19 protein-coding genes and 2 tRNA genes are annotated in these 20,903 nt (G+C 54.5%); 13 read left to right on the top strand and 8 right to left on the bottom strand.

The window, feature by feature from the left end:
- Window positions 1–530 precede the first annotated feature (530 nt).
- From clpX to E1958_RS11815, 9 genes are all read left to right on the top strand, one after another.
- Window positions 531–1,805, top strand: coding sequence for an ATP-dependent Clp protease ATP-binding subunit ClpX (clpX, locus tag E1958_RS11775; RefSeq protein ID WP_133512051.1), 1,275 nt, complete (start codon window positions 531–533; stop codon window positions 1,803–1,805).
- Window positions 1,806–2,041: 236 nt separating this feature from the next.
- On the top strand, window positions 2,042–4,501 hold the full coding sequence (gene lon / locus E1958_RS11780) for an endopeptidase La (RefSeq protein WP_133512052.1): 2,460 nt from the start codon (window positions 2,042–2,044) through the stop codon (window positions 4,499–4,501).
- Window positions 4,502–4,865: 364 nt separating this feature from the next.
- Entirely contained in the window at window positions 4,866–5,138 is a 273-nt protein-coding gene (locus E1958_RS11785) for an HU family DNA-binding protein (protein WP_089724131.1), read from the top strand.
- A gap of 13 nt (window positions 5,139–5,151) precedes the next feature.
- Window positions 5,152–5,227, top strand: a tRNA-Val gene (locus E1958_RS11790).
- A gap of 27 nt (window positions 5,228–5,254) precedes the next feature.
- Window positions 5,255–5,331 (top strand) — tRNA-Asp (locus tag E1958_RS11795).
- A 205-nt stretch (window positions 5,332–5,536) separates the two neighbouring features.
- A complete protein-coding gene (locus tag E1958_RS11800; protein ID WP_133512053.1) occupies window positions 5,537–7,462 on the top strand; it encodes a SurA N-terminal domain-containing protein in 1,926 nt (641 codons plus the stop codon).
- Window positions 7,463–8,585: 1,123 nt separating this feature from the next.
- Complete coding sequence (gene nikB, locus E1958_RS11805; protein WP_133512054.1) at window positions 8,586–9,506, top strand: nickel ABC transporter permease; 921 nt, start codon at window positions 8,586–8,588, stop codon at window positions 9,504–9,506.
- The gene (locus tag E1958_RS11810; RefSeq protein WP_133512055.1) at window positions 9,506–10,327 is read left to right on the top strand and encodes an ABC transporter permease; all 822 of its coding nucleotides are present in this window, start codon (window positions 9,506–9,508) and stop codon (window positions 10,325–10,327) included. The genes nikB and E1958_RS11810 overlap by 1 nt, the downstream gene beginning before the upstream one ends.
- A gap of 402 nt (window positions 10,328–10,729) precedes the next feature.
- Window positions 10,730–11,278 carry a low molecular weight protein-tyrosine-phosphatase gene (locus E1958_RS11815; RefSeq protein WP_256091596.1) on the top strand — a complete coding sequence of 183 codons (549 nt, stop codon included), beginning with the start codon at window positions 10,730–10,732 and terminating at the stop codon, window positions 11,276–11,278.
- Window positions 11,279–11,352: 74 nt separating this feature from the next.
- Here E1958_RS11815 and E1958_RS11820 read toward each other — a convergent pair whose 3' ends face one another.
- Complete coding sequence (locus E1958_RS11820; protein ID WP_133512056.1) at window positions 11,353–12,345, bottom strand: IS110 family RNA-guided transposase; 993 nt, start codon at window positions 12,343–12,345, stop codon at window positions 11,353–11,355.
- 318 nt (window positions 12,346–12,663) lie between these two features.
- On the opposite strand from E1958_RS11820, the gene E1958_RS11825 reads away from it, so the two are divergent.
- The 4 genes from E1958_RS11825 (at window position 12,664) to E1958_RS11840 (ending at window position 14,514) form a co-directional block, all read left to right on the top strand.
- Entirely contained in the window at window positions 12,664–12,855 is a 192-nt protein-coding gene (locus tag E1958_RS11825; RefSeq protein WP_133512057.1) for a hypothetical protein, read from the top strand.
- Window positions 12,836–13,573 (top strand): hypothetical protein, encoded by a 738-nt coding sequence (locus E1958_RS11830; RefSeq protein WP_133512058.1) that lies wholly within the window; start codon window positions 12,836–12,838, stop codon window positions 13,571–13,573. Before E1958_RS11825 ends, E1958_RS11830 begins: the two co-directional genes overlap by 20 nt.
- 223 nt (window positions 13,574–13,796) lie before the next feature.
- Window positions 13,797–14,189: a phosphoribosyl-AMP cyclohydrolase gene (hisI, locus tag E1958_RS11835; protein ID WP_133512059.1), complete on the top strand. Its 393-nt coding sequence runs from the start codon at window positions 13,797–13,799 to the stop codon at window positions 14,187–14,189.
- A gap of 7 nt (window positions 14,190–14,196) precedes the next feature.
- Entirely contained in the window at window positions 14,197–14,514 is a 318-nt protein-coding gene (locus E1958_RS11840; protein ID WP_133512060.1) for a phosphoribosyl-ATP diphosphatase, read from the top strand.
- A 1,496-nt stretch (window positions 14,515–16,010) separates the two neighbouring features.
- Here E1958_RS11840 and E1958_RS11845 read toward each other — a convergent pair.
- The 7 genes from E1958_RS11845 to mce all read right to left on the bottom strand — a co-directional run bounded on the left by E1958_RS11845 (window position 16,011) and on the right by mce (window position 20,898).
- Entirely contained in the window at window positions 16,011–16,298 is a 288-nt protein-coding gene (locus E1958_RS11845) for a type II toxin-antitoxin system Phd/YefM family antitoxin (protein ID WP_133512061.1), read from the bottom strand.
- Complete coding sequence (locus E1958_RS11850) at window positions 16,295–16,453, bottom strand: hypothetical protein (protein WP_207787865.1); 159 nt, start codon at window positions 16,451–16,453, stop codon at window positions 16,295–16,297. The genes E1958_RS11845 and E1958_RS11850 overlap by 4 nt, the downstream gene beginning before the upstream one ends.
- Before the next feature lie 424 nt (window positions 16,454–16,877).
- Window positions 16,878–18,128 carry a B12-binding domain-containing radical SAM protein gene (locus E1958_RS11855; protein WP_133512062.1) on the bottom strand — a complete coding sequence of 417 codons (1,251 nt, stop codon included), beginning with the start codon at window positions 18,126–18,128 and terminating at the stop codon, window positions 16,878–16,880.
- A gap of 107 nt (window positions 18,129–18,235) precedes the next feature.
- Window positions 18,236–19,150 carry a hypothetical protein gene (locus E1958_RS11860; protein WP_133512063.1) on the bottom strand — a complete coding sequence of 305 codons (915 nt, stop codon included), beginning with the start codon at window positions 19,148–19,150 and terminating at the stop codon, window positions 18,236–18,238.
- Between the two features lie 575 nt (window positions 19,151–19,725).
- A complete protein-coding gene (locus E1958_RS11865; protein ID WP_133512064.1) occupies window positions 19,726–20,016 on the bottom strand; it encodes a hypothetical protein in 291 nt (96 codons plus the stop codon).
- Window positions 20,016–20,312: a DUF4258 domain-containing protein gene (locus tag E1958_RS22020; protein ID WP_089724734.1), complete on the bottom strand. Its 297-nt coding sequence runs from the start codon at window positions 20,310–20,312 to the stop codon at window positions 20,016–20,018. The genes E1958_RS11865 and E1958_RS22020 overlap by 1 nt, the downstream gene beginning before the upstream one ends.
- 181 nt (window positions 20,313–20,493) lie before the next feature.
- Window positions 20,494–20,898: a methylmalonyl-CoA epimerase gene (mce, locus tag E1958_RS11875; protein WP_133512065.1), complete on the bottom strand. Its 405-nt coding sequence runs from the start codon at window positions 20,896–20,898 to the stop codon at window positions 20,494–20,496.
- Window positions 20,899–20,903: the final 5 nt, after the last annotated feature.

Raw genomic sequence — 20,903 nt, forward strand, 5'->3', positions numbered from 1 at the left:
CAACCGTGATCGCCGTGGCGGTGGGTGCGCCGTCACCCGCCGGAGGGCGGCCCGTCGGTCGGGTCGGGCAGGGCGATGGAGGTGGCTGGCATACGGCGGATGGCGCAAGCTTATCCGCCCTACGCGGGCTAGTACAGATGCTTTAATAACGATAACATTGAACTAACAGGATCTTCACGGAAGATTTAGCCGCAAATTAACGCAAATCAACGCAAATGAATCAAGAGCCGTCGATGATGGCGAATCGGTCTCGACTGATTCTATGTTGATTGATGGTAAAAAGCGGAACCGCCGAGGTTCGGATTGAGTATGGGAAAATGATCCGGTCGCTTCGATCTATCCACAGATTTTCACAGATTAAAAACGAAACAATCTGTGAGCATCTGCGTCATCTGCGGACAGACAAAGATCATGTGACCTTATTACAACCGATTTGCGTTCATTGGCGTTCATTCGCGGCAAAAAATGACTCCTATGCTATCGGTATTTCAGCACCACTGTACGAGTAGATTCTTCGGAGAACACTGCACATGAGTGGCAACAACCGCGGCAAGAACCACGATGCCAAGCTGCTTTACTGCTCGTTCTGTGGTAAGAGTCAGCACGAGGTGCGGAAGCTGATCGCAGGTCCCTCAGTTTTTATCTGCGACGAATGCGTCGATCTGTGCAACGACATCATCCGCGAGGAGATAGAGGAGAGTGTCGGCGAGGCGACCAGCAAGCTGCCCAAGCCCCGCGAGATCAAGGAAATCCTGGATCAGTACGTCATCGGTCAGGAGCAGGCGAAGAAGGTGCTCTCGGTCGCCGTCTACAACCACTACAAACGGCTCGAGGCCGGCGATACCAAGGAAGATATCGAGATCGCCAAGAGCAATATCCTGCTCATCGGCCCCACGGGTTCCGGCAAGACGCTGCTCGCCGAGACCCTGGCGCGCCTGCTGAACGTCCCTTTCACAATCGCCGATGCCACCACCCTGACCGAGGCAGGCTATGTGGGCGAGGACGTGGAGAACATCATTCAGAAGCTGTTGCAGAAGTGTGACTACGATGTGGAGAAGGCCCAGACGGGCATTGTCTATATCGACGAAATCGATAAGATCTCGCGCAAATCGGATAATCCTTCCATCACCCGCGACGTATCGGGAGAGGGGGTGCAGCAGGCCTTGCTGAAGCTCGTCGAGGGCACCGTCGCTTCGATACCGCCCCAGGGTGGGCGTAAGCATCCGCAGCAGGAATTTCTGCAGGTAGATACCGCCAACATCCTGTTTATCGTCGGGGGGGCCTTTGCCGGTCTCGAGAAGGTGATCCGCACTCGCTCGAAAAAGGGAGGGATCGGCTTCGCGGCAGAGGTACAGGGTGAGGATGACCAGAAGAAGGTCGGCGAGCTCCTGCGTGAGGTCGAGCCGGAGGACCTCATTCGCTACGGCCTGATCCCTGAATTCGTCGGTCGCCTCCCGGTCATCGCTACGCTCGAAGAGCTGGACGAAGCGGCCTTGAGGCGTATCCTTATCGAGCCCAAAAATGCACTGACCAAGCAATACGCCCGGCTCTTCGAGATGGAAGGGTGCGGCTTGGAGCTGCGCGACGATGCCCTGACGGCAATCGCACACAAGTCGATGGATCGCAAGACCGGCGCCCGTGGCCTGCGCACCATCATGGAGCAAGCCCTCCTCGACATCATGTACGACTTGCCGTCGATGGACAATGTGAGCAAGGTGGTCGTCGACGGCTCGGTCATTTCAGGCGAGAGCGACCCCTTCATCATCTACGATGGGGGCGACCAACAGCTCGCCGCGTCGGACTGACCGGGTGATCGGGTCGACGCATTCAGGTCGCAGAGTGCCGGTTCAGGCGACCCGGCCACAGGTGGGGCCGAAAGGGTGTTGAAGTAAGACTCCGGGCGCCCGAACTTAGCTTTCCCGAACAGACGCAATATTCTTAACTTCCGTTTTGCCTATTCTTTCGGTACCGTCGGGACCGGAGCCCAAGGCCTAGGATGGCACACCAAAGAGGCGAGACATCAGCTGAGCACAGAGTTTCCATGGCCCAGAACGATATACCCGGCTCTATAAATAAGGTCGTTTCCCAGGACGTACCGGTTTTGCCGCTGCGCGATGTGGTGGTCTACCCTCACATGGTCATTCCGTTGTTTGTCGGCCGCGAAAAATCCATCCGGGCGCTCGACAGCGCGATGGTGAACGATAAGCAGATCCTCTTGGTCGCACAGAAGAGCCCGGATGTGGACGACCCGGGAGTCAAGGATTTATATGGTGTGGGAACTCTGGCCAGCATCCTGCAGCTGCTCAAGCTTCCGGACGGTACCGTCAAGGTGCTGGTGGAGGGCAACCAACGGGCGCAAATCGACACCTTCATCACCACCGAAGACGCCTTCTCCGCCAATATCCTGCTCCTGGTCGAGGTCATGGAGGCGGACGAGCGGGAGCAGGAAGTCCTGATGCGCTCGGCCATCGGCCTGTTCGACCAATATGTCAAGCTCAACAAGAAGGTCCCCCCCGAGGTATTGACGTCCTTATCGAGCATCGATGTGGCCGGCCGGCTGGCCGATACCATGGCCGCTCACATGTCCCTGAAGCTGGACGAGAAGCAGCGCGTCCTGGAAGTGATCGAGGTGCAGTCCAGGCTCGAGCATCTCATGGGCCTCATGGAGGCGGAGAACGACATCCTCCAGATGGAGAAGCGGATCCGGGGCCGAGTGAAGCGGCAGATGGAGAAGAATCAGCGGGAGTACTATCTCAACGAGCAAATGAAGGCCATCCAGAAGGAACTGGGCGAGATGGACGAGGCCCCCAGTGAAATCGATGATCTGGGCAAGCGCATCGAAGCGGCGGGCATGCCCAAGGGCGTGAAGGCCAAGGCGCAGTCGGAGCTCAACAAGCTCAAACTCATGTCCCCCATGTCCGCGGAGGCCGCAGTCGTTCGCAACTATGTAGACACCCTGATCAACGTGCCCTGGAAGAAACGCACGCGCATCCGTAACGATCTCAAGGTTGCCGAAGCGGTATTAGAGGCCGATCACTACGGATTGGAGAAGGTCAAGGAGCGGATCCTCGAGTACCTGGCCGTGCAGCAACGGGTGCGCAAGCTCAAGGGGCCGATCCTGTGTCTCGTCGGCCCCCCCGGGGTCGGCAAGACCTCACTGGGACACTCGATTGCGCGGGCCACCAACCGCAAGTTCGTGCGTATGTCCTTAGGGGGAGTGCGCGACGAAGCGGAGATCCGCGGCCACCGGCGCACCTATATCGGTGCCTTGCCGGGGAAGATCATCCAGAATCTATCCAAGGTGGGATCGCGTAACGCACTCTTCCTCCTGGACGAGATCGACAAGATGGCCATGGACTTCCGGGGCGATCCGGCGTCCGCGTTGCTCGAGGTGTTGGACCCGGAGCAGAACCACACCTTCAACGATCACTACCTGGAGGTGGATTTCGACCTCTCGGAGGTGATGTTCGTGGCGACGGCGAATACCCTCAATATTCCGCCGGCCCTCTTGGATCGCATGGAAGTGATCCGTCTTTCCGGTTACACGGAGGACGAGAAGCTCGCGATCGCCGATCGCTATCTCATCCCCAAGCAGATGAAGAACAATGGTCTCGAAAAAGCAGAGATCGCCATCCGCGAGAGCACGGTTCGGGACATTATCCGCTACTATACGCGCGAGGCCGGTGTACGCAACCTGGAGCGGGAGCTCTCGAAGATCTGCCGTAAGGTCGTCAAGGATATACTGCTCAAGAAGCGCGTTTCCTCGGTGGTCGTAACCCCCAAGGCACTTGAAAAATACCTGGGGGTGCAGCGGTACCGTTTCGGGCGCGCGGACGCGTTCGATCAGGTGGGTCAGGTCACGGGCCTGGCCTGGACAGAAGTGGGGGGTGAGCTGCTGCGGATCGAATCCACCCTGGTCCCGGGCAAGGGCAAGTTCACCTACACCGGGCAGCTTGGAGACGTGATGCAGGAATCGATCCAGGCAGCCATGACCGTGGTGCGCAGCCGCGCCCAGGCCTTAGGGATCGATCTGGAGTTCCACCAGAAGCTCGATGCCCATATCCATGTTCCCGAAGGCGCGACGCCGAAGGATGGACCCAGCGCCGGAGTGGCCATGTGCACGGCCCTGGTCTCCGCCCTGATCAAGGTCCCCGTGCGCTCGAATGTGGCCATGACCGGAGAGATCACCCTGCGGGGCGAGGTGTTACCTATCGGGGGACTGAAAGAGAAACTACTGGCCGCTCATCGCGGCGGGATAGATACGGTAGTCATCCCCCAGGAGAACGCACGCGACCTGACCGAAATTCCCAGGAATATCAAGCAGAATCTGGATATTCGGCCGGTGCGCTGGATAGACGAGGTGCTGGATATCGCCTTGAGCGAGCTGCCTGAAGTGAAGGCAGCCGACCCGGAGGCAGCGGAGCCGGCCAAGGCCGAAGCATGTGAACCGACACCGGAGGCCGCCAAGGAGCAGGGTATAGGTGCGCGAACCCATCACTGAACTCTGAACTAAACTGTAAGAGCCTGTCTGGCTTACGACTGTTCTACTGCGGAATCGAGAAGGACCGGTCAGATTTCCCGCTCGATCTCGTTAAATAGGTCCACTGTTCGCCTCGATCGAGCGCAAAATCTTATCTTTTGCCCCTCGATCCCTCGCTACGAACGCGTAAGCCAGACAGGCTATAAGCGATAGGATATAGTTGTGAGCGACCGGTAAACATGCTGCAACTCAGGTGCGGAACCGACGTCGGTTGACAGCTATAGGGGTGACCGCTATAGAGTCAGCGGACGCGAGAGCGGTATTCAGGGCCGGATCCAACGGGGTATTGGATGGGCCCTTAAACTCAACAGGGGAGGGGAGATGAATGAACAAGTCGAATCTTGTCGAGGTAATGGCGGAGGCAGCGGACATTTCCAAGTCGGCAGCAGGTAGGGCCTTGGATGGCTTGACGGATGCCATCGCCGTCGCGTTGAAGGAGGGAGACACCGTATCGGTGATCGGTTTCGGCACCTTTTCCGTAAAGGAGCGGGCAGCGAGGACGGGACGCAATCCCCAAACAGGTGAGACAATCGAGATCGCCGCCTCGAAAGTACCGACGTTCAAGGCTGGAAAGGCGCTGAAGGATGCAGTACAATAAAGTATCGTCTTCCGGGTGCTTAGCTCAGCCGGGAGAGCATCGCCCTTACAAGGCGAGGGTCGCAGGTTCGAGCCCTGCAGCACCCACCAGGCGGGCACGGAGTGCCGAGTAAGCATGGAGTGGTAGTTCAGTTGGTTAGAATATCGGCCTGTCACGCCGAGGGTCGCGGGTTCGAGTCCCGTCCACTCCGCCAAAAAATGACAGAACCGGCATCGAGGAGGCGGGGTATCCTGTGGGATACCCCGTTTTCGTTGGGGCCGCGTGTGGGTAGTGCCTAATGTGTAGTGATGAGCTTGCTACTGAGCCTTTTCCCTCTTCGGTGGGATGACTACACGATCACTACATATTAAGTACTACCCGCGTGTGAACAGCCCCGAGTATTTCCAAAGCAATCAGCCATGTTGCAGACGATTCGAGAGCGTGCCCAGGGTTGGATCGCTTGGGTGATCGTGATCTTCATCAGCATCCCCTTTGCGCTTTGGGGTATCCAGTCTTATCTGGGGGTCGGCGCAGAGCCGGTAGTGGCGACGGTCAACGGGGTCGAGATCACCGAACGCGAGCTCGACGATCACTACCGGGGGTTCAAGGCCCGACTGCGGGACCGGCTGGGGGCTGCCTACCGTCCGGAGCTGTTCGACGACAACGCAATGCGGGGCCAGGTGCTCGATCAGATGATTCGGGACAGTCTTCTGATGCAAACCGCCGAGGATCTGGGGTTGCGTGCCTCGGATCGGGAGCTGCGTGGCTCCATCCTGAGCGACCCTGCGTTTCAGAAGGACGGGCAGTTCGACAACCCAACCTACGAACGCATGCTCGAGCTACAGGGCATGGTTCCCCACCAGTTCGAGGACGAGCTACGCCGGCAAATCGTGGGTACCCAGCTATTGCGGGCCATCGTTGCCACGGAGATCCTGCCGGACAGAGCGCTCGAAGCGACCGTTCGGCTCGATCGTCAACAACGGCGTCTGAGTTTCATCCGTGTGCCCAAGTCCGCCTTCCTGAGCGAAGAGCCGGTTTCCGACGAGGAGGTTACCGCCTACTACGAGTCGAACCGGTCGCGGTTTCAAATTCCGGAGCGGATACGGATCCAATACCTGGTGTTGGATGCCGGATCCATTGCCCCACCCGAGGTACCCGGTGAGCAGGAATTGCGCGAGCACTACGAAGCGGAGAAGGACCGCTTCACCCAGCCTGAAAGGCGTCGTGTGCGCCATATCCTGATCGCCCTGGACGCGGGGGCCGACGCGGCGCAAGAAGACGCGGCTAAGGCGGCTATCGCAGAGATCCGGGAGCGGATTACGGGTGAGGAGGATTTTGCCGCCTTAGCAAAGGAGCTGTCCCAGGACCCGGGATCGGCGGCGCAGGGTGGGGACCTCGGATTCATCGAGCAGGGGTTGCTGGACCCGGCCCTCGATCAGGCTGCATTTGCCCTCGACCCGGGCCAACTCAGCGAGGTCATCCGCAGCCGCTTCGGCTACCACCTGATCGAGGTCACCGGAATCGATCCGGGGGAGACCAAGCCCTTCGAAGCGGTGAAACCTGAGCTCATTGCTGACCTGGAGCAGCGTGGTAACGAAGGCCTGTTTTTCGAGTCGACCGAGCGTCTGGCCAACCTCAGCTATGAGTCGCCGGACAGTCTGGAGCCCGCGGCTGAGGCCCTTGGCCTTGAGCTTCAGACCAGCGGTTGGATCGATCGCTCCGGTGGGGAAGGCATCCTGGCTTACCCCAAGGTGCTCGGCGCCGCCTTCAGCGATGAGGTGCTCCTGGAAGGTAACAACAGTGATCTCATCGAACCCGATCACGACCAGCTGCAGGCGGTTGTACTGCGCGTACTAGAGCACGAAGAGGCAACCGCCAAACCCCTGGATGCGGTCCGCGACGAGATCGTGACCATCCTGCGCGACAAGCAGGCCGCAGATGTGGCCGCTGCCAAGGCCACTGAACTGGCGGATGCCCTGACCGCCGGCGGGACCCTATCAGTGATCGCCGGGGACTACCAGGTGGAGGACTTCGGGTTAGTCGCGCGGGATGCGGAGCAGATACCGGCACAAATCCTCGATTTCGCCTTTACCCTGAGTCGCCCGAATCGAGGCAGCGAAAACTACGGCAGTCTGTCCCTGAATAGCGGGGATGGTGCCGTGGTGATCCTGACCGAAGTCGTGGACGGCTCCCTTGAGGACCTGGACGAGGCGACCCGTGACCAGATACGCAAGGGTCTGACGCGGGACATTGGCCGCGCCTACTACGAGAACCTGTTGGTAGATCTGGAGAGCCGGGCCGATATCACCCGCAGCTCGTTAGGGAAAGTGACGGAAGAAGAATAGGATGTCAAGAAAAGCACGATTAATCCAGATATTCTGGGCTTATCCGTTCATGATCCACAATACAAAAGAAACCGAAAGGGACGGTCGGTGGTATTTTTTATCTAATGGGGCTGATGTGGAGCTATGCGTAAAGCAATGTCATTCACTTTCAAATCAAGGGTCCTGCTCCCAGCAATAAGCGTACCCGAACCTCGGATTCCTATAATCACACGTTCATGCTTATGGGTTTCATAACTGGTGTAACCTTTTAGGGCTGAACTTCAAAGCAACGAACATCAAAGGCTGTTTCTCACCAAATTTTGCCTGTTAGCTCTATGCGCTTGACAACTATGGAAGCTGTCCGCTGGTATTTTATAATTGTCGGGTCCCGGATGATTGCGCGGACTTTTTTTTAAACAGCTGGGCTGCTGTGCGTACCATTCTTGGAGTGTCTGAAGGGGCGTTTTGTGTTGCAAATTTTCTGCGGGATAAGTAATTATACAGGTAGACGAAACCGTTGGTCCTAAGTGATTCGTTCCACTCGGCCCGCTATCTCTTTAACAGTCAATGAAGCTTGGACGTCAGCGATAGAACCTGAAAGATGGCGTCTCTCACTTGTCGGGGGAAATTTCTGGTAGTTTGCCGTTCCATTGGGCGATATGGTAGACGTCCAGACGTCCTATAGTCAACCCAATCTTAGATCCTATGCAATCATCCGGGACCCGACATCTAAGGGCTGTTAACATTGATCCGCTGCGGTGATGGCGCCTGGTGGAAGATACATATTAAGAGCCTGTCTGGCATACGGCTGTTCGACTACGGAGTCGAGAAGGTACGGAATCGAAGAGACCCGGTCAGCTTTCCCGCTCGGTTTCGTTAAATAGGCCCGCTATTGCCTCAATCGAGCGGAAAATCCGCCTCGACCCCTTGATCTCTCGCCACGAACGCGTAAGCCAGACAGGCTCTAAAGTGCGAAGGCGCGCAGATGTGAGCATAGTCAAGTCGAATCCGTAGCGTTCGCCTGCTCCGTAACGAATGACGGATTTCTTCTTTACGTTCTTTTGTTCCGCGACTTTGGACATACCGGCGTCGATACAGGATTATCCTGCCGGGTTCAATCTGGATTGCTCGGTTGTTAGGAGGCATGATGCGGCTTATTCTGCCTCGCATCGGCTCGGCGCTCCTGGTGGTCTTCGGCGTCTGCACCCTGGTGTTCCTGCTGATCCATCTGGTGCCGGGTGATCCGGTGGAGGCCATGTTGGGGGAAAGCGCCCGACCGGCGGATCGGCAGGCATTGCGCGCCGCCTTGGGTCTCGACCGACCCTTGGGCGAGCAATATCTGCGTTATCTCGGCGGGCTGGTCCGTCTGGATCTGGGTCAGTCGTTCCAGTTTCAGCGCCCGGTGGCGGACCTGCTCGCCGAACGTATCCCCGCGACCCTGGAGCTGGCCGGGGCCGCCCTGGCCCTGGCCCTGGTAGTGGCGGTTCCACTCGGAGTCTTGGCGGCACGGAATCAGGGCGGGGCGCTCGACTCCGGGGCCATGGGCCTGTCCCTGCTCGGTATCTCTATCCCCAATTTCTGGCTCGGGCCCCTGTTGATCCTGGTCTTTTCCCTGTGGCTCGGTTGGACCCCGGTGAGCGGGCGCGACGGCCCGGTGAGCCTGATCCTGCCCGCCATCACCCTGGGCTCGGGGCTGGCGGCGGTCCTGGCACGCATGGTGCGCGGTAGCGTGCTGGAGGTATTGGGGGAGGACTATGTCCGCACCGCCCGTGCCAAGGGGCTGTCCGAGGCCACTGTGGTTCGACGCCACGCCTTACGCAATGCCTGGTTGCCGGTACTGACCCTGATCGGCCTCCAGCTGGGGGGACTGCTGGGTGGGGCCGTGATCACGGAGACCGTCTTCGCCTGGCCGGGGATCGGCAGTCTGCTGGTGGAAGCCATCCAGAACCGGGACTACCCAGTGGTTCAGGCCGGCGTGCTGCTGATCAGCCTGGCGTATGTACTGGTAAACACCCTGACAGATCTGGTCTACGCCTGGGTAGACCCCCGGATTCGGCTGGCCTGATGCGGGGGGTAGGCGCTTGGTTTCCGGTCACCGCCCTGCTGGTGTGGGCACTGGTTGCCCTAGTAAGCCCCTGGCTACCGCTCACGCCCGATCGCATCGAGCTGCCCGGGATCCTGGCGCCGCCGGGGCCGGATGCACCACTCGGCAAGGATGACCTGGGCCGACCGGTGTTGGACCGGCTCCTGATTGGCGCCCGCACCTCCTTCGCCGTGGGGCTGGGCGTGGTGGCTCTGTCCACGGTCCTGGGGGCCTTGGTAGGCGGAATGGCGGCCCTGGCCGGTGGCTGGGTGGATTTGACGCTGGTCCGGATCATCGATGTCTTTCTCGCCTTTCCCGGCATCCTCCTCGCCATCGCCTTGGCGGGCATCATGGGACCGGGGATCGACAATGTGATCATCGCCTTGGCCGCCGTGGGTTGGGTCGGCTATGCGCGTCTGGCGCGCTCCCAGATCCTGTCCCTGAAGCAGCGTGACCATGTGGTCGCGGCCCGTGCCCTGGGGGCGAGACCCAGTCGGGTCTTGCTGCGCCACCTGTTGCCCTTGGCGGTGGCGCCCCTGATCGTAGAGGCGACCTTCGGCGTCGCCGGGGCCGTGATCGCCGAAGCGGGCCTCTCCTTCCTCGGACTCGGTGTGCAGCCGCCCCAGGCCTCCTGGGGTAGCATGATCCGGGACGGCGTAGGTTATATGCTGGTGGCGCCTCATCTGGTCTTGGCCCCGGGACTTGCGATCCTCTCCGTCGTGCTGTGCGTCAACCTGGCGGGAGACGGCCTGCGGGACAGATTGGATGTCCGCTCGGCCTGGCGGTACATTCAGCAATCCTGAATGATTTGACGCTGTCCGGAGAGGAAAGATCCCTCCTGCGTCGGGACAAGAAAGATCCCTTCTGCGTCGGGACAGGGTTTGACGTGTTGCGTTCGACGCCCAAAGGCTCGCTGGTCGTCTGCCAGGTCAGTGCCGGCGTCTTAACGCAACCTACACCCAGATTACCCCCCCGCGCTGCTGGCCCGCGCGGCCTCGCGTTAAGTGTAGGTTGGGTTAGGCGCGCTGTTGGATCCCGAAGCACAATGACAGGGCTGAACGCGCCGTAACCCAACACACCGGATCCCACAACCAACGCCAAATAACCCAGGACCGCGCCCGGACCGGCACGGCGTCAAACGCGGGCGTAACGCAACACGATGCTAGAATCCGTTTTAACCAAACAGCTTCTGAGGATGAGGAAAAGTGAGTAACCGTCAATCGGATGTGGACTCAGGAGTACGCGTTCGGGTGTTGTTCGTGTGCATGGGCAACATCTGTCGCTCCCCCACCGCCCAAGGGGTCTTCCGCAAGCTGTTGGAGAGGGAAGGATTGCAGGGGGTTATCGAGACCGATTCGGCGGGAACCCATACCTATCACGCCGGGGAGCCTCCGGACCAGCGGGCCCGGAAGACGGCCCTGCGCCGCGGGATCGATCTGAGCGATTTGCGCGCCCGTCTCGTCGAGCCCGAGGATTTCCTGCGGTTCGAGTACGTGCTTGCCATGGATCTGGGAAACTTCCATGATCTTTCCCAGATCTGTCCGCCTGGGGCCGAACCCAAGTTGAAGCTGTTCATGGACTTCGCCCCGCACTGGCGGATCCAGGAGGTCCCGGATCCCTACTATGGGGTCACCAGCGGTTTCGAGCGGGTCTTCGATATGGTGGAGGCGGCGTCCGTGGGTCTCCTGGCCGACATCAGACGCAGGTTTTTCCAGCACCCAACTCCACCCTATTCTGCGTTCTCAGACCCGTAGATACTCTGTTCCAGTGCAAGTCCAATTTGCCTCCTGATCCCCAAAAATGCACTCCGACGCATAAATTAGATTTATCAAGCAGCGGTCTCGGTTGGGGTAAAGAAGCGGCTGCTGTCGAAGGGGGTTCGGTTCTTGAGCATGGCATGAATGGCGTGCAGGAGCTTGCGCATGACGGCACAGACGGCCTGGATCTTTTTGAGGCCACGGGTTTCGATGAGGTGCTGGTAGTAGGCTCGGACATTCGGGTCATGGCGTGTCGCGCTGAGTGCGGGCATGTAGAGCGCGACGCGCAGGTAGCGGTTGCCGGCCTTGGACAGGCGCGGTTTTTTGTTGACGCTGGAGCCGGATTGGTGTTGGCGCGGATCGAGGCCCGCCAGAGCGCCCCATTGCTTGGCCCGCATGTTCTCGGGGAGGACTAGCAGCTCGCCGAGGAGCTGGATGGCGCTAGCGGCGGCGATGCCGGTGACGCTGACGAGCCGGTCGAAGGTGTGTTGGAGTTCCTCATTGACGGCGATGAGGGCCAAGACCTGTTGGCGCAGGTGCTCGATGTGGGCATCGAGTTGGGCGATGCTCTGTTGTAGATCGGCGATCAGGAAGTCGGGGGTGGTGGCGGTTTGCTGAGCGGCATGGAGCTGGTTCTTGGTCTGGGTTCGCAGCTTGTTCAGCGCCGCGATGCGGCGGGCACAGGCACGGATGGCCAGAGCGAAGGCATCGGGGCGTTGCCAGGGAGTAAAGGGCATGCGCAGAGCGAACTGGGCCAGGACGGTGGCATCGACGGCATCGGTCTTGGTACGCGACGGCATGGCCTCGGCGAAGCGTTTGGCGGCCTTGGGGTTGATCACCATCACGTCCAGCCCCGCATCATCCAGAGCCAGGGCCAGCTCAAGGTAGTACAGGCCCGTGGCCTCCAGACAGACGCGGCTGACCTGAGCCTTGCGCAAGCGGTTGATCAGGGCCACATGCCCGTGGGGGGTGTTGTTGAACTCACGGGGTTTTCCGGTCTGCCCCTCACGGCTGATGACCAGGGTGACCGTTTTGTGGCTGACATCGATTCCGGCGGTCTTCATTGTTGGGTGCTCCAATTCAGTTCTAATTCAGTTAGGATGGTGACCTGGTTCCCCGACCCTGAACCCTCGCCTATCGACCTTGTGTCTGCAGGCTCAAGAGCTTTGCTCACGGCCTCGGATACTCTCCGGTATGGGCGAAGCGGGCGGGGAGCCAATCTACGGACAGGCTCGAGGCCTCAGGGTGGGACGGCTTCCCAGGTACACTTCATCAAATCCCTTTATACCCTTCCCTGGTATTTCCTTAGAAACAGAACATACAAGGGTGGGCTGTGCCCACCAGCTGAGCACGGTGTTAGGCAATAAAAAACGAGCAACCGTATGGAATGGATAAAGCTGGCTATTGAACTGATAAAAGCAGCAGCATGGCCGTTGGTTGCATTGATAGTTGCCGTCATGTTCAAAAGGCAATTCTCAGATTTAACAAGCAGAGTTACAAAAGCAAAATTGCCAGGCGGTTTTGAATTCGAAGTAGAGGCGCTAAAAAAACAGTTTGACAAAAGAAGCTCCTGAACTGAGGACAATAAGCACTAACCCGCCCCAAATTGTCGGAAAACTTGAAAAGGCGGTTATTAAGCTAGCTCAACATAGCTTGGGCGTAGGAATAGACCTGCGGAACTATGATAGAAATATGGTTTTATCGAATCTAGAAAATGCCCATCGAATATCATTGGGAGAATCAAAAAATATCCGAAAGCTTTTTTTTCTTTTGGAAAGTGACCAAAGCGCGGCGGCAGGCACTAAAGGATCAGAAGAAGCGATGTTAGCTGTATCTATCGTAGTGGCGAGGCTCGAAGAAATTTATAATATAGAAGTTCTCTGTTATGACTTTCAAGCTCATGGTATTTGGCATCACCATGATTCGTATGAGGATAAAGAATATAGTGAAAAATACCATTTCTGGTCTGTAATTGCTGCCGAAGCTCCAGTGTTTAACTATAGTTATGAAGCGTATGTTAAAGCAGCAGAACGTCACAATAGTAAAGAAAAGAAATATAGAGTATACGTCCCCTTTCGTTATGAGTTTGTTGAAATATTAGAATTCAGAAAGGCAGAACTTGAGAGGTATGTAAACGATTATCAAAATGTAAAAAAATGGGAGTGGCCAGAGCAGTGGGGGCCAATAATATGGAATGGCCCTATTGTCCGAGATGGAGGAGCCAATAAGGCTCTTCGTGAAATCGTAGATACAAAACTAGCCATCCAATTCTATCGAGGCAAGAATGCCTAACAAGGCAAATGCACTCGGACAGCAAAAAGCTGCGCCGCGCTATGCAGCGTTTTTCTGCCGATGATTTGTGGCGTCGGTGGGCACAGCCCACCCTAGGGTCACATGCGGAATATTCGGAAACGGGAGTCAGGGGGCGTTGACATTAGACCCGAGCGCGGGGATTGCAGGCTTATCCGCAGGTTCGCGGGTTGTTTCGTCCCCGAGAAATCCGGGGGAGCATATTTTGAGCGAAGACTGGCTGGATACGATCAAGTGGAACGCTGGGGGCCTGGTCCCCGCCGTCGCCCAAGAAACGGGTAGCGGAGAGGTCCTGATGTTGGCCTGGATGAACCGGGAGTCCCTGAAGCTGACCCGGGAGACGGGACATGCGGTCTATTGGTCCCGCTCCCGCAATGCGCTGTGGCACAAGGGTGAGGCCTCCGGTCATCGGCAGGTCGTCCGCGCTATCCGGGTGGATTGCGATGCCGACGTGGTGCTGTTGGAAGTGGAGCAGAAGGGCGGTATCGCCTGCCACACCGGCCACCACAATTGCTTTTTCCGCGCGCTGCGCGCCGACCGGTGGGTGGAGATCGCCCCTGTGCTCAAGGACCCGGACGTTATTTACAACCAACCCTGAACCCATCATGAACGACATCTTGGAACGCCTGTCCCGAATCCTGGAAGCGCGTAAACAGGCCGACCCGGACAGCTCCTACGTGGCGGGACTCTACGCCAAGGGGCTTGATGCCATCCTCAAGAAGATCGGCGAGGAGGCCGCCGAGACCCTGCTGGCCGCCAAGGACGGGGTACTGGACCAGATCGTCCATGAAGTGGCGGATCTCTGGTTTCACACCCTCGTATTGCTGGCGCAGCAGGGACTGGGACCGGATGCGGTGCTGGAGGAGCTGGATCGGCGCTTCGGCCTCTCGGGATTGGAGGAAAAGGCCCGGCGCCGGAGCTGAGCCGGAAAGGAAAAGCCGTTTTTTGCCGCAAATGAACGCCAATGAACGCAAATCGGTCAAGCCCACGTAGGGCGGGAAAGCGCAGCGCATCCCGCCAAAAACCTTCCGGTGGGTTGCGACCGTCCCTGGTCTTACCCGCCCTACGAGCTCTCCCGGCGGGAGGGTGTCGCAAAAACGGTGGCATCAGCTGCCAGTCTGTGAAGTTTAAACCACAGAGGACCCAGAGAACGCAGAGCATTGGCCGCTTCCTTACTCTGTGTTCTCTGTGTTCTAGTGGTCGAAATGACTTTTGCAACACTCTCTAGCTCAGTAGGAAGACCGAGTCAAAACAAAATGGGTGTGTCCTTTTATATCAAATTGTCCCTTCCAGGCGACAACGCTCTTAAGCCTATTAGCATGTTTATTCGATTTACAACCGAGCCTGTAAACTCGTAAACCTTAACCTTATTCGTCAGGGGGCTTGTTGTGCCAGATCAGTGATAGTATATACCGATTATCTTACCGGGACTGTCCTCTATACCTATAGTCTCTCAAATCAATATAAATGGTATTAGCCTCTCTAACTTCAGAAATTCAAGCGATACCCGACGTGACTGCTCCATATGTCACAGGAATCTTTTTACATTACCCTCTTTCATATTAAACACTCAACTGCCATCATTTTCTGCAATACATTTGTCCCAGATCCACCCATGATGTTTTCATTTTTTGCTTCTACAATTGCTATCACAGGAGATTTTTATAAATAATTGTTCGGAGAAAGACTAACTATGAAATCGCAAAACCGGTAAGATTTTTATCTTTATCTACGTTAAACTCTATACCGGAAAAAAAAAAAGCCAATTTTTCCTATCAAAAAACTTTCTTTATCTCGATCAAAGCATCGGATATATCAATTCAGAACTGGTTGCTTTTTTATTGGTTTATAGCTACGGCTAATGGTATATTTTCCTTCAAAGTGGAAGCAAAAATATTCGCTAACGGAAGATTCTTTTTTACGTCAGCGAAGATGCCGATTTGCTCTACTGTTTAGTTGGAAAATCTTTCTGGACCCGCCTGATGTCAAAGATCACTATACGGCATCTTCTACCTTCACTTTCAGCCTCACGTTAGCTCCAATACTGCCTAACGGGAATAATCAGCAACATCCATTGCCCTATGGACGGGGGAATGGATGTTTGTCTGCGTTGAGCGTCTTGATGGGCGGCGTTGCGCGTCTCTGTTGCACGGCGTTTTGTTTGGGCGTTTCCTGTTTGGTGTCTGAATTGACCAATACCCTATGCATGTCCAGATCGACAGTAACTACACGCTACAACTTGTTGTCTTAGATAGAAATAATGTGGGGATATCTCAGGGTCTGTCCCCATTTTCCCACCCTTTACGGTGATTCTTTGTTGCTTGCTTAATTTGACTTCCATTGCGGGACTTCTATAGAACGCCTAACGGGGGCATAAGGCGCAAGCAATGAACGCGTGCAACGCGCGCGGCTATCGTGGCTATTGCTTGTCGCGCTTGATGCCTTGGTTGGGTGCGTTCTTGAGCCGCCGGCGCATCTCTTGGCTTGACACACCACCCTCCCTGCTCTGTCTCTCACGCGAGCGCTCTATCAAGGCAACGAACGCGGGGTTCGTACTCAGAGACACGGTCTCCAGGTCCCCGTTTGGGACCGCAAGCAGCGCGGCAACTGGACGACCGCGATCCGTAACCACAAGAGGGAGATTTTCCCCATGTCCGGCATATTGCCCCAGGGCCTCCCGGGCTTCAGCGATTTCGATGGTCTTCATAATTGGACTTCTTCCCCGCCGATCCAGACCGAACTACGGATCTTGATCCCTACGGCACGCACCAAGACGCGTTTCTCGAGTTCCTCAAGAATATCATAGTACGCTCGGAGGTCGCCGATGCGCAATTCCCAAGGTGCTACCGGATTAGGGCGCATGGGCTTTCGATTCCTCGTCTCTACGCCCGGCTGATGCGCGAGTTGGTTTATCCACTGAATCGAGAACGATCGATCTTTGTCGAGCCGCCAAAGCCCGGAGATGATCCTCCGCATCAGGTGAATACTCGATGGTATAAGGCAACGGGTAGCTCTCCCATCAGGAATGTACCCCACCGTCCTACCAGACGAAAGCCCCCGACCCGCGCAAAACAAAGTGGGTGTCCTTTTATCTTGTCAAGGGCGGGAGGGATGTCAAACAAGATGGGTGTCCTTTTCTCCTTCATTGTCTGTGTCGATCGCAATAATGGGGGGATACCTCAGGGTCTGTCCCCATTTTTGCCCATTTTTGTTCATCTTTCAAATCTCGTCAGATCAAATTGAGTGGGTATCCTTTTGTTTAAAATACCACCGATCTAACCTTATGTTATGCGCCATTTTCCAAACTTCCATACCCGCATTCTGCGTAAGCCATATCCACCCACCTATCTATTTGATCGTATGTCTTCCCATGAAAACCGCCGTGATTTGTTGAAAGCTTTTTATTTGCTAAAGGAGACCCCGGCAGTGGCGTAAATTTCGTAAATTGCAGCCTTTCCGGTTTTATCCGTTTTGCCAACTGAATCGATTTGCGAACAGTTTCCTCTGATTCTCCAGGAAGGCCGATAATAAACCCAATACTCCTGCCTATTCCCGCCTTTCTCAAAACCTCCGCACCATACACTAGTTTTTCGATAGATGTTCCTTTTGATACTGAGTCCAATATATCCTGAGATCCGGATTCAAAGCCTAAATAAAGCTGATGGCAACCGGCTGATTTCAATGAAGTCGCTATTTCTTCGTCAATCTGGTCTGCTCGTGCATTCCCAAAAAAAGAGATATCCAAGGAAATCTTTTTTAAAGACGCACATAATTGAAACAAATGTTTACGATTAATCGTCAAAACGTCATCGACAAATGAAAATTGCCTTACGCCGTGCTTTGTTGAGACGTATTCGATAGTCGATATTATTTCATTTATCGAAAATCTACGTATCTTTCTTCCTGAAACTATAGGGCTAGAGCAAAAACCGCACTTATGGGGGCAGCCTCGTGTTGTCGCGATGGTAACCATAGGCGAAGCTGTTGAATCCGGACACCAATAGTTTCCTATTGGCATTTTTCCATAGCGAGACATGGTTATGTCAGATAACTCTGAAATCTGATGAATCAGAGGATCGATAGATAATTCATTTTTTCTACGCTGACTAATGCCTGAGATTATATGGTCCTTTTTTTGTTCCAGTGAATCCAAAAAAAACTGGAAATGCTGTTCGGCTTCGCCTCTAAATACATAATCGATACTCGAAGTGACGTTAAAAACGCCAACTGGATCGACAGTGGCTTGAGGACCTCCTACAACAACTATCGCACCCGCTGATTTTGAGATGTCTGCCCATTCTTTTACCATCTCCAATGTATAAGCAGTGGAGCTCAGCCCTACCACATCCGGATGGAAATCCGCGATGTAATTTTTCGTCGTCTCATTATCCCAACGCAATCCATCTGCATCTAAAACTTCCACCAAGTGATTTTTGGTGTTTGCAGCAATCTGTAGTAGCCCCAAAGGGGGATAAAGAGAGCCATTTCTCGTGAAATCCGAACATAACCCTGGCGGTTGAATTAACAATACTCGCACAACTAGTTGTCTCCTTGACTAGCGGAATTCGCAGTATTCGTCTAACTTTAAAGTGGAGCACCTTGAAAATAGGCGTTTTCACCAGTCGAGAAACCTTAACCTATTGACTATTCAGTCGCGCTATTGACGGAAGCCGTATTTTTCCTTGGATGGCAGGGTTTGCAATATTCTGACTTTAATATCTTTGCATAATGGTCAGCGATTAATTTTCCTATACCGCGAGTAGCATCAAAGTGCATATGTGGATCTTTGTTGCTATGATCTCTTGATAGAAATGGAAAAAAGAAGATATCATCGTCCACAATTAAGCCTGAAATATTCGTGACTATTGAAACATAGTACACCTTAACATTTAATCTAGTGGATACTTTCGATTCAAGTGACTTTACCTGATCATCGACCCTCAGTGGCCAATCTGTTTTTGAATCTACACCGCTCTCTAGTTTTGCTTGAATTTCATGAAAATGAGTATTTTTATCCTCAACAATCATTTTGGCACGAGGGTTCCAGAATATTAACTTGACCTCTATATCAGGAATTTTTTTGCATCTCTCCAATACTTTGTCTAGATTCTTCCCCGTAAAGCCCTGATTACTCATTCCAATTGCCCACACGCGTCGCTCTGCCTTGTTTATCAATTTTTCATAAAGATCTAATATATCTTTACCTCCTCGTTGGTCGAAAATCTCTTTTAATCCAAATGTATTATGTATACGTTCAAAATATTCATCAACTAAACTCGATCTTGATTTATCGAGTAGATGAATAACTTTATTGAAAACCCAGAATAGTGAAGATGCGAGGAGTGAACCTGAAATTGTTAGTAGAGAAGATTTAGAAAGACCCAGAAAAAGAGGCTCTTCTTCTAGTCTCCCTTCTACGATTAGAATAATTAAAAAAGATATAAATATTATTATCCCTGCGGCAAGCCAAGGTGATGCTTTGATGGTTGATTTTAAACTGCACCAATAAAGGCGTGAAAAGTTTTTATTCATTTCATTTGGTTTATCTCCATGGTTCATTATGCTATTTGCATAACGGGGGTGCTAACCAGCAACCTCCCTTGCCCCCATGGACGGGGGCAAGGGAGGTTTGTCTGCGTTCAGCGTCTTGATAGGCGGCGCGTCCCATGTTGCACTGACATTTTTGCAGGCGATATCCTGTTTTGGTGTCTGAAACAATAGGGATATCAAAGTGCCGCCGTGCATGTTCCTGTGTGCTTTCCTTTTGGTAATACTTGTTATAGTGCACTTGCTGGTTAGCTCCCCGATAAGCGGCGCAGGGACGCGCCGCTTATCGGGTAGTAGACGGCGAGTCGCCGTGTTTAAATACGTCGAATCGCCTTCTATACAACAACGATTGCTTCTTTATCAAATTCACGAATATCTCCATCAACGCACCTATTACTCCGTTTCGCCTTATTTTTATACTCAGAGCCCTCTAAATGAGCCAAGGCAAAGCACCGATCGCCTCGCTGAGAATGAAAAATAAGGCGAAACGGAGTACTGGAAACAATGAGTTAAGATCTGCAGATGACTCGTTGTATCGGTCTCTCCCGCGGAAAACTACGGCGAACTTCCATAAAGCTCGATTCCTCTTAATTCAGAGAGGAAATTCCAACCAAATTCAATAACCTTTCTGCAAACGCCTCAGTACGTTGCCTGTCTCCACTCAATCCCATATGCTCGCTTTCAAGCCACCAAAGGTATTCGAATATTTTATGCTTTGGTTGCCTTGAAATGAGCATTCTATAAATTTCCGGGATATAAGAGTCGTATTCATCCTGAGCTTCCGGAATGTTTCCAACTCCGATAGGATCCCACTCTTCGATAAGCGTTTTATGGATCGCTTTGTGAAGTGACTTTGCTGATTCGAGGTATGCTGACATTACTTTGGTACTCCTCGTATTATGGTCACCACTCTCCCTGTTGCTGAATCCGTGATGACACGAACTTTATTGACCGGATCAAAGAACTCGGATGTACCGGCTCTCGCCGAGAACGACTTTCCTGTTTTTATCGCATTCTCTACGACCGATGGCATGATGCCGCGATTTTGCATTTGATCCAGAGCATGTCCGGAAAAAACCCTACCGTTAATTTCCGTTGGCTGGTTTCGGACTCCTTGATACGGGGCATTTTTTAACTCAAATCCCTTGCCACCCCTAAACCCTGTAGCATCCATGCCTTGTCCCGTTCCCTTCGCTGTTTCCCCGGCTTCTCATTCCTTGTTACCGATGTTTTGTGGGCAATGTCCCAATCTTGTTGTTACCGAGCATAGGGCACCTTGAAAAATCCCCTCCATAGGATTTTTCAAGGCGCCCTCATTAGGGGGTCAAGGGCGGGTTAGGGGCTAGGTTATCTCCCTAACCACGCTCGCACAACTCCACCAAGACTCCACCTGTGGCCTTGGGGTGCAGAAAGGCGATGCGTGCACCGCCGGCGCCGATGCGCGGTTTCTCGTCGATGAGCTTGATGTCCTTGGCCTTGAGCTCTGCCAGCGCCGCGTCGATATCGGGCACACGAAAGGCCACATGCTGAAATCCGGTTCCCTTCTTCTCGATAAACTTGGCCACCGGGCCGTCGGGGGCTGTGGATTCCAGCAACTCGACCTCGCTTTCTCCGACGGGGAAAAAGCCCGTATTCACCTTCTGCTCGGCGACGGTCTCGTCCCCCTCGAACTCGAGGCCGAGGACATCGGTCCAGAACTGCTTGCCCTCTTCCATACTGTTGACGGCAATTCCCAGATGGTCGATCTTGAGTATCTGCATCTCAA

Source organism: Candidatus Thiosymbion oneisti (assembly GCF_004359955.1).
Classification (GTDB): Bacteria; Pseudomonadota; Gammaproteobacteria; order Chromatiales; family Chromatiaceae; genus Thiosymbion; species Thiosymbion oneisti.

Excerpts from the sequence above, each read along its gene's own strand:
- clpX (WP_133512051.1), top strand. The coding sequence starts at position 531 with ATGAGTGGCAACAACCGCGGCAAGAACCACGATGCCAAGCTGCTTTAC.
- lon (WP_133512052.1), top strand. The coding sequence starts at position 2,042 with ATGGCCCAGAACGATATACCCGGCTCTATAAATAAGGTCGTTTCCCAG.
- E1958_RS11785 (WP_089724131.1), top strand. The coding sequence starts at position 4,866 with ATGAACAAGTCGAATCTTGTCGAGGTAATGGCGGAGGCAGCGGACATT.
- E1958_RS11800 (WP_133512053.1), top strand. The coding sequence starts at position 5,537 with ATGTTGCAGACGATTCGAGAGCGTGCCCAGGGTTGGATCGCTTGGGTG.
- nikB (WP_133512054.1), top strand. The coding sequence starts at position 8,586 with ATGATGCGGCTTATTCTGCCTCGCATCGGCTCGGCGCTCCTGGTGGTC.
- E1958_RS11810 (WP_133512055.1), top strand. The coding sequence starts at position 9,506 with ATGCGGGGGGTAGGCGCTTGGTTTCCGGTCACCGCCCTGCTGGTGTGG.
- E1958_RS11820 (WP_133512056.1), bottom strand. The coding sequence starts at position 12,345 with ATGAAGACCGCCGGAATCGATGTCAGCCACAAAACGGTCACCCTGGTC.
- E1958_RS11825 (WP_133512057.1), top strand. The coding sequence starts at position 12,664 with ATGGAATGGATAAAGCTGGCTATTGAACTGATAAAAGCAGCAGCATGG.
- E1958_RS11840 (WP_133512060.1), top strand. The coding sequence starts at position 14,197 with ATGAACGACATCTTGGAACGCCTGTCCCGAATCCTGGAAGCGCGTAAA.
- E1958_RS11845 (WP_133512061.1), bottom strand. The coding sequence starts at position 16,298 with ATGAAGACCATCGAAATCGCTGAAGCCCGGGAGGCCCTGGGGCAATAT.
- E1958_RS11850 (WP_207787865.1), bottom strand. The coding sequence starts at position 16,453 with ATGCGCCCTAATCCGGTAGCACCTTGGGAATTGCGCATCGGCGACCTC.
- E1958_RS11860 (WP_133512063.1), bottom strand. The coding sequence starts at position 19,150 with ATGAACCATGGAGATAAACCAAATGAAATGAATAAAAACTTTTCACGC.
- E1958_RS11865 (WP_133512064.1), bottom strand. The coding sequence starts at position 20,016 with ATGTCAGCATACCTCGAATCAGCAAAGTCACTTCACAAAGCGATCCAT.
- E1958_RS22020 (WP_089724734.1), bottom strand. The coding sequence starts at position 20,312 with ATGGATGCTACAGGGTTTAGGGGTGGCAAGGGATTTGAGTTAAAAAAT.
- mce (WP_133512065.1), bottom strand. The coding sequence starts at position 20,898 with ATGCAGATACTCAAGATCGACCATCTGGGAATTGCCGTCAACAGTATG.